This is a genomic window from Corynebacterium sp. MSK006, assembly GCF_030232385.1.
Classification (GTDB): Bacteria; Actinomycetota; Actinomycetes; order Mycobacteriales; family Mycobacteriaceae; genus Corynebacterium; species Corynebacterium frankenforstense_A.
On sequence record NZ_JASPJZ010000001.1, the window covers coordinates 290,809 to 302,864 of the forward strand.

At 70.3% G+C, this 12,056-nt stretch carries 13 protein-coding genes and 1 rRNA gene; all 14 read left to right on the forward strand.

The annotated features are described in order from the left end of the window. Positions 1-8: 8 nt before the first annotated feature. Positions 9-992 (forward strand): acetylglutamate kinase, encoded by a 984-nt coding sequence (gene argB, locus QQA02_RS01345; RefSeq protein ID WP_284775151.1) that lies wholly within the window; start codon positions 9-11, stop codon positions 990-992. Then, positions 989-2,221 (forward strand): acetylornithine transaminase, encoded by a 1,233-nt coding sequence (locus QQA02_RS01350; RefSeq protein WP_284863033.1) that lies wholly within the window; start codon positions 989-991, stop codon positions 2,219-2,221. Before argB ends, QQA02_RS01350 begins: the two co-directional genes overlap by 4 nt. A gap of 26 nt (positions 2,222-2,247) precedes the next feature. Beyond that, positions 2,248-3,234 (forward strand): ornithine carbamoyltransferase, encoded by a 987-nt coding sequence (argF, locus tag QQA02_RS01355; protein ID WP_284863034.1) that lies wholly within the window; start codon positions 2,248-2,250, stop codon positions 3,232-3,234. Continuing rightward, on the forward strand, positions 3,231-3,725 hold the full coding sequence (locus QQA02_RS01360; protein WP_284775145.1) for an arginine repressor: 495 nt from the start codon (positions 3,231-3,233) through the stop codon (positions 3,723-3,725). Before argF ends, QQA02_RS01360 begins: the two co-directional genes overlap by 4 nt. Before the next feature lie 66 nt (positions 3,726-3,791). Then, complete coding sequence (locus QQA02_RS01365; protein WP_284863035.1) at positions 3,792-4,991, forward strand: argininosuccinate synthase; 1,200 nt, start codon at positions 3,792-3,794, stop codon at positions 4,989-4,991. Position 4,992: 1 nt separating this feature from the next. Further along, a complete protein-coding gene (gene argH / locus QQA02_RS01370; RefSeq protein ID WP_284863036.1) occupies positions 4,993-6,438 on the forward strand; it encodes an argininosuccinate lyase in 1,446 nt (481 codons plus the stop codon). Between the two features lie 157 nt (positions 6,439-6,595). After that, positions 6,596-7,117, forward strand: coding sequence for a hypothetical protein (locus tag QQA02_RS01375; RefSeq protein WP_284863037.1), 522 nt, complete (start codon positions 6,596-6,598; stop codon positions 7,115-7,117). Beyond that, positions 7,089-7,760: a hypothetical protein gene (locus QQA02_RS01380; protein WP_284863038.1), complete on the forward strand. Its 672-nt coding sequence runs from the start codon at positions 7,089-7,091 to the stop codon at positions 7,758-7,760. The genes QQA02_RS01375 and QQA02_RS01380 overlap by 29 nt, the downstream gene beginning before the upstream one ends. Continuing rightward, positions 7,757-9,214: a substrate-binding domain-containing protein gene (locus QQA02_RS01385; RefSeq protein ID WP_284863039.1), complete on the forward strand. Its 1,458-nt coding sequence runs from the start codon at positions 7,757-7,759 to the stop codon at positions 9,212-9,214. The genes QQA02_RS01380 and QQA02_RS01385 overlap by 4 nt, the downstream gene beginning before the upstream one ends. After that, entirely contained in the window at positions 9,151-9,372 is a 222-nt protein-coding gene (locus QQA02_RS01390; RefSeq protein WP_284863040.1) for a vWA domain-containing protein, read from the forward strand. Before QQA02_RS01385 ends, QQA02_RS01390 begins: the two co-directional genes overlap by 64 nt. 188 nt (positions 9,373-9,560) lie before the next feature. After that, the gene (locus tag QQA02_RS01395) at positions 9,561-9,944 is read left to right on the forward strand and encodes a hypothetical protein (RefSeq protein ID WP_284863041.1); all 384 of its coding nucleotides are present in this window, start codon (positions 9,561-9,563) and stop codon (positions 9,942-9,944) included. Between the two features lie 62 nt (positions 9,945-10,006). Continuing rightward, the gene (locus tag QQA02_RS01400) at positions 10,007-10,195 is read left to right on the forward strand and encodes a Trm112 family protein (RefSeq protein ID WP_284775134.1); all 189 of its coding nucleotides are present in this window, start codon (positions 10,007-10,009) and stop codon (positions 10,193-10,195) included. 52 nt (positions 10,196-10,247) lie between these two features. Beyond that, a complete protein-coding gene (tyrS, locus tag QQA02_RS01405; protein ID WP_284863042.1) occupies positions 10,248-11,516 on the forward strand; it encodes a tyrosine--tRNA ligase in 1,269 nt (422 codons plus the stop codon). 466 nt (positions 11,517-11,982) lie between these two features. Further along, positions 11,983-12,056 (forward strand): 16S ribosomal RNA (locus QQA02_RS01410); the annotation flags it as partial.

Genomic DNA, 12,056 nt, shown 5'->3' on the forward strand with positions numbered 1-12,056 from the left:
GCAGACAGATGACACCAGCAACTGATTCGGCGGCGGGCGCGCAACCCGCCGCGAGCCGGCGCGCGGCGCTGAGCTCGGCGGACCGCGCCGCGGTGCTCGCCGAGGCCCTGCCGTGGCTGCAGTTCTTCCGCGACAAGATCGTCGTGGTCAAGTACGGCGGCAACGCCATGGTCGACGACGCCCTCAAGGACGCCTTCGCCGAGGACATGGTCTTCCTGCGCACCGTCGGCGCCAAGCCCGTCGTCGTGCACGGCGGGGGACCGCAGATCTCGGACATGCTCACCCGCGTCGGCCTCGAGCCCGAGTTCAAGGGCGGCTTCCGCGTGACCACGCCCGAGGTCATGGAGATCGCCCGCATGGTCCTCTTCGGCCACGTCGGCCGCGACCTGGTAGGGCGCATCAACTCCCACGCCCCCTACGCCGTGGGCACCTCGGGCGAGGACGCCGGGCTGTTCTCCGCGCGCAAGCGCCTGGTCAACGTCGGCGGCACGCCCACCGACATCGGCCTGGTCGGCGACATCGTCGACGTCGACGCCTCCTCGCTGATGGACCTCATCGACGCCGGGCGCATCCCCGTGGTATCCACGATCGCCCCCGGCGAGCACGGCGAGGTCTACAACGTCAACGCGGACACCGCCGCCGGGGCCCTGGCCGCCGCCCTGGACGCCGAGCGCATCCTCGTTCTCACCAACGTCGAGGGCCTCTACACCGACTGGCCCGACCACGAGTCGCTGGTCTCCAAGATCCTGGTCTCCGAGCTGCGCGAGACGCTGCCGAAGCTCGACTCCGGGATGATCCCGAAGATGGAGGCCTGCCTGCGGGCCGTGGAGTCCGGCGTCAACGCCGCCCACGTCATCGACGGCCGCGTGCCGCACTCGGTGCTCCTCGAGCTTCTGACCATGGGCGGTGTGGGCACCATGGTGCTGCCCGACGGCTACGACGCCGCCGACTACCCCGACGGCAAGGTCTTCAGGAAGGACGACAACTCATGACCGACACCCCCGACACCACTCTCGCCGGCTGGGACCGCTACCTCATGCACACCTACCCGGTCCCGCCCGTCGAGATCGTCGACGGCCACGGCGCGACCGTGACCACCGCCGACGGCAAGGAGCTGGTCGACTTCCTCGGCGGCATCGCCGTCAACTCGCTGGGCTACGGCGACCCCCGCCTCGTGGCGGCCGTCACCGAGCAGGCCGGGCACTTCACCCACGTCTCCAACCTGCTGGGCAGCCGGCCGGTCGTCGACGTCGCCCGCGGCCTGGTCGAGCGCTTCGTGGCCGCCGGTGCCCCGGCCGAGCCCGGTGCGACCCGCGCCTTCTTCTGCAACTCCGGCACCGAGGCCAACGAGGCCGCGTTCAAGATCGCCCGCAAGACAGGGAAGACCCGCATCCTGGCGGCCCACCACGGCTTCCACGGGCGCACCATGGGCGCGCTGTCGATCACGGGCCAGCCGGCCAAGCGCGACATCTTCGCCCCGCTGCCGGGAGGCGCCGAGTTTTACCCCTACGGCGACCTCGACTACCTGCGCAAGCTCATCGAGATGGACCCGGGTGACACCGCCGCGGTCATCCTCGAGCCCGTCCAGGGTGAGACCGGCGTGGTGCCCGCCCCCGAGGGCTTCCTCAGCGGCGTGCGTGAGCTCTGCGACGAGTTCGACCTGCTGATGATCGTCGACGAGGTGCAGACCGGTGTGGGCCGGACCGGCACCTTCTTCGCCTTCGAGGACGCGGGCGTGGTCCCCGACGTGGTCACCATGGCCAAGGGACTGGGCGCCGGCCTGCCGATCGGCGCGGTGCTCGCCGCGGGTGAGGCCGCCGAGCTCTTCCGGCCCGGCGACCACGGCACCACCTTCGGCGGCAACCCCGTCGCCTGCGCCGCGGCGCGCGTCGTCCTCGAGACCGTCGACGACGACTTCCTCGCCCAGGTCCGCGCCCGCGGCGAGCGCCTCGCCGCCGCCCTCGGGCAGGTCGAGGGCGTGGCGTCGGTGCGCGGACGCGGACTGATGCGCGCCGTCGTCCTCGAACGCGACGTCGCCAAGCGAACCGTGGAACTGGGACGTGAGCACGGCGTCGTCCTCAACGCCTGCGGTGCAGGCGTGCTGCGCTTCGTGCCGCCGCTGGTGGTCACCGACGCCGAGATCGACGCCGGGGTGAAGGCCACGGCCGCCGCGATCGCCGCCGCCGTCGCGGAGGCCGGCGAGACGGACCGGAAGAACTGAGCAGGACCGGGAAGGAACAGATACACATGACACAGAACAGCACCGAGACCCCCGCCGTCAGGCACTTCCTGGCAGACGACGACCTCACCCCGGCCGAGCAGGCCGAGGTCCTCGAGCTCGCCGCCGCGCTGAAGGCAGAGCCCTACTCGAAGCAGACCTTCGCCGGACCGCAGTCCGTCGCCGTGCTCTTCGACAAGACCTCCACGCGCACCCGCTTCTCCTTCGACGCCGGGGTGGCGCAGCTGGGCGGGCACGCGATCGTCGTCGAGACGAAGAACGCGCAGATCGGCAAGGGCGAGACCCTGCAGGACACCGCCGCGGTGCTCTCCCGGTTCGTCTCCGCGATCGTGTGGCGCACCTACGCCCAGCAGAACCTCGTCGACATGGCTGAGACCTCGCGGGTGCCGATCGTCAACGCGCTGACCGATGACCTGCACCCCGGCCAGATCCTCGCCGACCTGCAGACGTGCGTGGAGAAGCTCTGCCCTGAGCAGGGCCCGGCCGGACTGAAGGGACGCCGCGCGGTCTACCTCGGCGACGGCGCCAACAACATGGCCAACTCCTACCTGATCGGCTTCGCCACCGCGGGCATGGACATCACCGTCTGCGCCCCGGAGGGCTTCCACCCGGCCGAGGAGTTCGTCGCCCGCGCCGAGAAGCGCGCCGCCGAGACCGGCGCGACCGTCGCCGTGACCGCCGACACCGGCTGCGTGGCCGGCGCCGACGTCGTCATCACCGACACCTGGGTGTCGATGGGACAGGAGAACGACGGGCTCAACCGCGAGGAGGCCTTCGTCGATTACCGCGTGACCGAGGAGCTGATGGCCACCGCCGCCGACGACGCCATCTTCCTGCACTGCCTGCCGGCCTACCGCGGCAAGGAGGTCACCTCCGGGGTCATCGACGGCCCGCAGTCCGTCGTGTTCGACGAGGCGGAGAACCGCTTGCACGCCCAGAAGGCACTGCTGGTCTGGCTGCTCGAGCACCAGCAGGCGGCGGGGGAGCAGGCGTGAGCACGCCGGTGACGCGCACCGCCCGCCAGGCGCGCATCCTCGAGATCCTGGGGCGCACCCGCGTGCACAGCCAGGTGCAGCTCTCCGAGCTGCTGCTCGACGAGGGCATCGACATCACGCAGGCGACCCTCTCGCGCGACCTCGACGAACTCGGCGCGCGCAAGGTGCGCCCGCCCGAGGGCGGCCGCGCCCACTACGCCGTCGGCGGGACCGCCGACGGGGCCGTGGCGGGGCCGGCCGGGCCCCGGCAGAAGCTGCGACGGATGCTCGACGAGCTCGTCGCCGGCGTCGACCACTCCGGCCAGACGGCCGTGCTGCGCACCCCGCCCGGGGCGGCGCAGTACCTGGCCAGCTTCATCGACCGCGTCGGCATGCCCGAGGTCGTCGGCTGCATCGCCGGCGACGACACGGTCTTCGTGCTCGCCCGCGAACCCGTCTCGGGCGCCGAGCTCGGCGACCTCCTCGCCGGGGGAGCGGACGGCCGTCGCTAGAATGGCAGCGGTCGCCGCAGGCACTTTGAAAACATTGTCCACACGTTAAGGAAAGAGACGAAAGACATGAAGAATCGCGTGGTTCTGGCCTACTCCGGAGGCCTGGACACCTCCGTGGCCATCCCGTACCTGGGCAAGATGCTCGACGCCGACGTGGTCGCCGTCTCCCTGGACCTGGGCCAGGGCGGCGAGGACATGGACTCCGTGCGCCAGCGCGCCCTGGACTGCGGCGCGGTCGAGGCCGTCGTCGTCGACGCCAAGGACGAGTTCGCCGAGGAGTACTGCCTGCCGACCGTCAAGGCCAACGGCATGTACATGAAGCAGTACCCGCTGGTCTCCGCGATCTCGCGCCCGCTGATCGTCAACCACCTGGTCCAGGCGGCCAAGGAGCATGGCGGCACGCACGTAGCCCACGGCTGCACCGGCAAGGGCAACGACCAGGTCCGCTTCGAGGTCGGCTTCATGGACACCGCCCCGGACCTTGAGATCGTCGCCCCGGCGCGTGACTACGCCTGGACCCGCGACAAGGCCATCGCCTTCGCCGAGGAGGTCAAGCTCCCGATCGAGCAGTCCGAGAAGTCCCCGTTCTCCATCGACCAGAACGTCTGGGGCCGCGCCGTGGAGACCGGCTTCCTCGAGGACCTGTGGAACCCGCCGACGAAGGACCTCTACTCCTACACCGAGGACCCGTCGCTGTCCGCCGCCCCGGACGAGCTGATCATCTCCTTCGAGGCCGGCCGCCCGGTCGCCATCGACGGCCGCAAGGTCACCATGCTGCAGGCCATCGAGGAGCTCAACCGCCGCGCCGGCGCCCAGGGCATCGGCCGCCTCGACATGGTCGAGGACCGCCTCGTCGGCATCAAGTCCCGCGAGGTCTACGAGGCTCCGGGTGCCATCGCCCTGATCGCCGCCCACGAGGCCCTCGAGGACGTCACCCTCGAGCGCGAGCTGGCCCGCTACAAGCGCCTTGTCGAGGCCCGCTGGTCCGAGGAGGTCTACGACGGCCTCTGGTTCGGCCCGCTCAAGCGCTCCCTGGACGCCTTCATCGAGTCCACCCAGGAGCACGTCACCGGCGACATCCGCATGGTCCTGCACGCTGGCAAGGTCACCGTCAACGGCCGCCGCTCGAGCCACTCGCTCTACGACTTCAACCTGGCGACCTACGACACCGGCGACACCTTCGACCAAACCCTGGCCAAGGGCTTCGTCCAGCTGCACGGCCTGTCCAGCAAGATCGCCAACCGTCGCGACCGCGAGGCCCGCTAGAGTGCCGGCCAAGCACGGAACCAACCAGGGAGCCTTGTGGGGCGGCCGCTTCTCCGGCGGCCCCACCGAGGCGATGAGCGCACTGAGCGTGTCCACCCACTTCGACTGGGTGCTCGCGCCCTACGACGTGCTCGCCTCCAAGGCGCACGCGCGCGTGCTGAACAACGCCCGGCTGCTGACCGACGACGACTTCGCCACGATGCTCGACGGCCTCGACCGGCTCGGCCGGGACGTCGCCGACGGCACCTTCGGCCCCGAGCCGACCGACGAGGACGTCCACGGCGCCATGGAGCGCGGCCTGATCGACCGCGTCGGCCCCGAGGTCGGCGGCCGGCTGCGTGCCGGGCGTTCGCGCAACGACCAGGTGGCCACGCTGTTCCGCATGTGGCTCCGCGACGCCGTGCGTGACGTCGCCGTCCAGGTTACCGACCTGGTCGCGGCGCTGTCTGCGCAGGCCAAGGCCCACCCGGACGTGATCATGCCGGGCAAGACCCACTTCCAGGCCGCCCAGCCGATTCTGCTGGCGCACTCGCTGCTGGCGCACGCCCAGCCGCTGCTGCGCGACCTGGACCGCATCCGGGACCTGGACGACCGCCTGGCGGTGTCGCCCTACGGCTCCGGCGCGCTGGCCGGCAGCTCGCTGCACCTCGACCCGGACGCGATCGCCGAGGAGCTCGGCTTCGAGTCGGCGGCGGAGAACTCGCTGGACGCCACCGCGTCGCGCGACTTCGCCACCGAGGCCGCGTACGTGCTCGCCCAGATCGCCGTCGACATGTCGCGTCTGGCCGAGGAGATCATCGCCTGGTCCACCCCCGAGTTCGGCTACGTCACGCTGGCCGACGAGTGGTCGACCGGGTCCTCGATCATGCCGCAGAAGAAGAACCCGGACGTCGCCGAGCTCACGCGCGGCAAGACCGGGCGCCTGATCGGTGGCCTGACCGGCCTGATGGCGACCTGCAAGGCGCAGCCGCTGGCCTACAACCGCGACCTGCAGGAGGACAAGGAGCCGGTCATCGACGCCGTCGCCCAGCTCAACCTGCTGCTGCCCGCGATGACGGGCCTGGTGGGCACGCTGACCTTCCACGAGGACCGCATGCGCGAGCTCGCCCCGCGCGGCTTCACCCTGGCCACCGACCTGGCCGAGTGGATGGTCCGCCAGGGCGTGCCCTTCCGCGAGGCCCACGAGGCCTCCGGGCAGTGCGTGCGCATCGCCGAGTCCCGCGGGGTCGACCTGGTCGACCTTACCGACGAGGAGCTCGCGGGCGTGGACACCCGCCTGACCCCGGAGGTCCGCGAGGTGCTGACCATCGACGGTGCGGTCGCCTCCCGCTCGACCCACGGCGGCACCGCCGGCGTGCGGGTCGCCGAGCAGCGCGAGCGCGTCGACGCCGTCAACGCGAAGGCCCGCACCTGGGCCGAAACGCCGGTCATCCCCGCCGGGAAGTGACCCGCGCCTGAGGCGCCTGAGCGCTGATCAGCGCGCTTGGGCGCCCGGCCTGAGAGGGTGTCCCCGAACCGGGGGGCACCCTCTCCGTCGTTTCCGGCGTTCCTGTTGCAGGACCGGTACGGGCCTAATAATCTTTCGGTCATGAATGCTGCCACCGGTGCCACCGGCACCGGGTCCCGCGCGCCACGACGGTGATCGGGCCCTCCTGCTCGCCGCCGTGGTCATCGGCATCGTGGTCGTGCGCTTCGGGGGATTCGGCTTCGGCGGGGGAGACGGCGACGCCGGCGACGGATCGGGTGGTCTGGGCGGCCGTGGCGGCACCACGGAGCTCACGAGGGTCATCGGCTCCGAGAAGCGCGACTTCTTCGAGGACCCGGCCGTCATCGACCGCCTCGACGAGTTGGGCTACACCGTCACCGTGGAGACCGCCGGCTCGAGGCACATCGCCACCGACACGGACTTGAGCGCCTACGACTTCGCCTTCCCCTCCTCGGCACCGGCCGCACGCTCGGTGGCCGAGCAGGCGGAATCGAAGGGCATCTTCACGCCGTTCTACTCGCCGATGGCCGTCGCGCCCTTCCAGCCGGTCATGGAGGAGCTCGCCGCACGCGGGGTCACCCGCGAGGAGGGCGGCACCTGGGGGGATCGACATGCAGGCCTACCTGGACCTGACCCGTGAGGACACCCGGTGGCGCGACCTGGGCGACGCCCTGCCCAGCCAGCGCACCGTGCAGATCTCGACGACGGACGTGCGCACCTCCAACTCAGCGGCGATGTACCTGGCGCTGATGTGCTGGGTCGCCTCCGAGGGCAACCAGGTCAGCACCGAGGACGAGGCGCGACGCGTCGCTGACGGCCTCACCCCGCTCTTCTACGGCCAGGGCTACACCGAGTCCAGCTCCGCCGGCCCCTTCGCCGACTACCTGTCCAAGGGCATGGGCGCCAAGCCGGTGGTGATGGTCTACGAGGCCCAGTTCCTCGGCAAGCTCAACCGGGAGCAGCCCCGTCTCCGCGACGACATGGTGCTCGCCTGCCCGGAGCCGACCGTGCTCAGCGACCACACCGTCGTCGCCCTCTCCGACGGCGGCGCCGAGCTGGGCCGGCTGCTCGAGAACGACGCCGAGTTGCAGCGCCTGGCCGCCGAGCACGGCTTCCGCACCTCGGACCCGGCCGTGTTCACCGAGCGCTACCAGGACGCCGGACTGCCGGAGTTCATCGACTCCGTCGACCCGCCGGACTACCACCTGCTCGAGACACTCATCGAGACCGTCGGTTCGCACTACACCAGCCCGGAGCCGCCCGAGGGGGAGCACGAGGAATGAACAGATTCACCCGCGCCGCCGCGACCGTGACCGCCGCCCTCGGCGGCCTGCTGCTCACCGCCTGCGTCGAGACCGGCGGCGGGTCCTCCGACCCGACCGGCGACGCGCTCAAGCCCGGGGACCAGGGCACGCCGACCATCGCCGCGGCCACCGAACTCGAGGACCTCGCCCCGGTGCTCGAGGACGCCGAGGCCGACCTCGGCTTCGACATCGAGATGCACCACCCGGGCGGCACCCTGGAAAACAGCCAGGCGCTCAAGGCCGGGAAGATGGACGGCCAGTACGACGCCACCTGGTTCGCCACCAACCGCTACATCGAGCTCATCGGCGCCGGCGACAAGCTGGGGGAGCAGACCTCCGTGGCCAATTCGCCGGTCGCCTTCGGCGTCAGCACGGAGAAGGCCCGGGAACTGGGCTGGACCGACCACCAGCCGACCTGGGAGGAGATCGGCACCGCGGCCGCCGACCGCGAGCTGACCTACGGCATGACCGACCCGTCGTCGTCCAACTCCGGGTTCTCCGCGCTGGTGTCTGTGGCCACCGCCTTCGCCGGCACCGGCCAGGCGCTGACCACCGGGGATCTCGAGCAGATCGGGCCGCGCCTCGAGGAGTTCTTCGCCGGGCAGACGATGAGCTCGGGCTCCTCGGGCTGGCTGCGCGATACCTTCCTCAACCAGCCCGAGCGTGCCGACGCCGTGGTCAACTACGAGTCGGTCCTGCACGGCATGCGCGCCGAGGACGGCGCCGACCTCGAGGTCATCGTGCCCGCCGACGGCGTGGTCACCGCCGACTACCCGCTCTCCGAGCTCGCCGCGCCCGGGGACGCCGCGGCCGCCGAGCAGACCGCCCAGCTGGCCGAGTGGCTGCTGGAGAACCAGGACCGCGTCAACGAGACCCACCGCCGCCTGGTGGACGCCACCGCCCAGGTGCCCGAGGAACTCTCGGACCAGCTGCTCGTCGAGGCGCCCTTCCCGGGGGACCTGGCGGTGACCGACCAGCTCATCGACAGCTACCTCAACCGCTGGCGCCCACGGGGCGACACCACGTTCATCCTGGACGTCTCCGGCTCCATGAGCGGCGGGCCGCTCGACGAGCTGAAGTCGACGATGAGCTCGCTGATCGACGGCAGCGCCCGCACCACCACCGGCGAGGTCGGCCTGCGCGACCAGGAGTTCGTGACGCTTCGTCCCTTCAACACCGCCCCGCAGGAACCGGCGCAGACCGACCTCGCGGAGACCGGCGGCAAGGGCCGCGCGCAGCTCGAGAGCCGGATCGACGAGCTCCAGGCCGGGGTGGGACCGACCTCTACCCGGCGCTCGAGGATGCCTACCGCGACATCGAGGACCGCAGGGGCGAGGACCCGGAGAACAACCGCATCGCCACGATCGTCGTGCTCACCGACGGGGTGGTCGAACCGCGCTACGAGGACTTCGTCCGTTTCCGCGAGGGCCTGAGCCCGGAGGCGCGGAAGGTGCCGGTGTTCACCGTGCTCTACGGCGCCGCCGACGAGGACGAGATGACCCGTCTGGCCGAGCTGACCGGCGGCAAGGTCTTCGACGCCCGCGAGGACGGCATCGGCGAGGGCTTCAAGGAGATCCGTGCCTACCAGTGACCGGGGCGCCGGCGGGGCGGTCGCGGACTGGCTCGGCTCGCGCAAGAACATCGTCGCCACCGTGCTGGCGCTCGTCATGCTCGTCCTGCACGTCGTCGTCGGTCTCGGCCCGGCGTGGCCCTTCTTCGTCGTCGGCGCCTACGTCGGCGGCGCCCTGGTCACACCCGCGCGCCGGCGACCCCCAGGCGTTGGCGGCGGCCACCCGCCGGGAGGAGCAGCGCCTGGCCTACGCCAACGGCGCCGCGCCCGAGGTCCAGCGGGCCGTCGCCGCACTGGGCACGTCGCTGCGCAGCACCCTGACACAGTGGGACGAGCTGGCCGAGGTCCCCGAGCGGCAGCTGACCGTCCGGGAGATCGCCGAAGAGCACCTGCCCGCCGTCATCTCCGGCTACCTCGAGGTGCCGGACCTGCGCCACCCGAGAGCGGTGGAGGAGACCGTCGAGCCCGCCGCGGTCCTGCGCGAGGAGAGCGAGAAGATCCGTGCCGCGGTCCTCGAGAACAGCCTGACGGAGCTGAGCAGTCACGCCGAGGCGCTGCGGTTGCGCTTCGGCCGGCTGCCGCGGGGCCGGTGAGCCCCGCCGCGCCGGTCACCCTGACCCGCCCCGGGCCGGGGCCACGGGTAGTATCTGGGCTCATGAGCCTGGACCCGAAGTTGTTGGACGTGCTGGTGTGCCCGAAGGACAAGGGCCCGCTGGTCTATCTGGAGAAGGAGCAGCGTCTGGTCAACGAGCGCCTCGGGATCGCCTATCGCATCGACGAGGGCATCCCCGTCCTGCTCGTCGACGAGGCCGAGGCCTGGCCGCCGGACACGGCGGGGGAGTAGACGCGAGCACCTGACCGACGTTTGACCACGGGAAGAGACGACTAGAGAAGACATGACCGAGAACATCATCGACGAACTGTCCTGGCGCGGGCTGATCAACCAGTCCACCGACCTCGACGAGCTGCGCAAGGCGACCGAGGCCGGCCCGATCACCCTGTACTGCGGCTTCGATCCGACCGGCCCCTCGCTGCACGCCGGCCACCTGGTGCCGCTGCTGATGCTGGCGCGTTTCCAGCGCGCCGGTCACAACCCGCTGGTGCTCGCCGGTGGTGCGACCGGCATGATCGGCGACCCGCGCGACGTCGGCGAGCGTTCGATGAACTCCGCCGAGACGGTCGCGGACTGGGCCGGCCGCATCTCCGGCCAGCTCAAGCGCTTCGTCACCTTCGAGGGCGAGCACGCCGCGAAGCTGGTCAACAACGCGGAGTGGACCAACGAGCTCAACGTCATCCCGTTCCTGCGGGACGTGGGCAAGCACTTCTCACTGAACACGATGCTCGCCCGCGACACGGTCAAGCGCCGCCTGGAGAACGACGGCATCTCCTACACCGAGTTCTCCTACATGCTGCTGCAGGCCAACGACTACCGTGAGCTCAACCACCGCTTCGGCTGCACCCTGCAGGTCGGCGGCGGCGACCAGTGGGGCAACCTCGTCGCCGGCGTCGACTACGTGCGCCGCGTCGACGGCACCACGGTGCATGCGCTGACCGTGCCGCTGGTCACCGACTCCGAGGGCAAGAAGTTCGGCAAGTCCACCGGCGGCGGCTCGCTGTGGCTGGACCCCGAGATGACCAGCCCGTACCGCTGGTACCAGTACTTCATCAACACCGCCGACGCCGACGTGATCCGCTACCTGCGCTGGTTCACCTTCCTCGGCCGCGAGGAGCTCGCCGAGCTCGAGCGCGAGGTCGAGGAGAACCCGCACAAGCGCGTCGCCCAGCGCACCCTCGCCCGCGAGATGACCAACCTCGTCCACGGCGAGGAGGCGACCAAGGCGGTGGAGCTGGCCAGCCAGGCGCTCTTCGGCCGCGCCGAGCTCGCCGACCTCGACGAGGCGACGCTCGCGTCTGCGGTCGGAGAGACCGAGGTGCTCGAGCTTGACGACGCCGCGCCCCGCACCGCGGTGGATCTGTTCGTCGAGTCCGGGCTCGTCGCCTCCCGCGGCGCTGCGCGCCGCGCGATCAAGGAGGGCGGTGCGTACGTGAACAACGTGCGCGTCGAGAGCGAGGACTGGGAGCCGGCCGCCGAGGACTTCCTGCACGGGCGCTGGCTGGTGCTGCGCCGCGGCAAGAAGAACTTCGCGGGAGTGCGTCGAGTCTAGCGCTCTGACCAGCCGATTTGGCCCCGGCGACGGAGGTGGGTAACTTATCACCTCGTCGCCGGGGCCGCGGTTATTCCGGGGCCCGCAGCGACCGGGGAGAGACACCGGGTTGACTTCGAGTCGAGCCCGAGCGTACACTCCAGGATCCGGGCCGCAAGGCAGTGACCGTCCAGGAGACGGTGGCTACCGGCGTGCTTGTGTTGTGTGAGAACTCGATAGTGTGTTGATGTACTTTTTGTGGTGCGTTTCTTGTGGCTTGTCCGCCGGCACTGCCTGGGTTGTATGCCTTGAGGTGGTGTTGGTGTGTGCCGGTGGGGGTTGACCTCCCTGGGCCTTGGGTCCGAATGATGGTTTTTGCCGGTGGCAGGTTGCTTGGAGTGCATTGTTTTGTACTTTTGAGTTTTTTCTTGTCAGTTTTTTGTTTGTCAGGTTTCGGGCTTTTCACGGCTCGTTTTTTGCGAATTTTTTTGTGGAGAGTTTGATCCTGGCTCAGGATGAACGCTGGCGGCGTGCTTAACACATGCAAGTCGAACGGAAAGG

Excerpts from the sequence above, each read along its gene's own strand:
- QQA02_RS01365 (WP_284863035.1), top strand. The coding sequence starts at position 3,792 with ATGAAGAATCGCGTGGTTCTGGCCTACTCCGGAGGCCTGGACACCTCC.
- tyrS (WP_284863042.1), top strand. The coding sequence starts at position 10,248 with ATGACCGAGAACATCATCGACGAACTGTCCTGGCGCGGGCTGATCAAC.
- QQA02_RS01350 (WP_284863033.1), top strand. The coding sequence starts at position 989 with ATGACCGACACCCCCGACACCACTCTCGCCGGCTGGGACCGCTACCTC.
- argF (WP_284863034.1), top strand. The coding sequence starts at position 2,248 with ATGACACAGAACAGCACCGAGACCCCCGCCGTCAGGCACTTCCTGGCA.
- argB (WP_284775151.1), top strand. The coding sequence starts at position 9 with ATGACACCAGCAACTGATTCGGCGGCGGGCGCGCAACCCGCCGCGAGC.
- QQA02_RS01400 (WP_284775134.1), top strand. The coding sequence starts at position 10,007 with ATGAGCCTGGACCCGAAGTTGTTGGACGTGCTGGTGTGCCCGAAGGAC.
- QQA02_RS01380 (WP_284863038.1), top strand. The coding sequence starts at position 7,089 with ATGCAGGCCTACCTGGACCTGACCCGTGAGGACACCCGGTGGCGCGAC.
- QQA02_RS01385 (WP_284863039.1), top strand. The coding sequence starts at position 7,757 with ATGAACAGATTCACCCGCGCCGCCGCGACCGTGACCGCCGCCCTCGGC.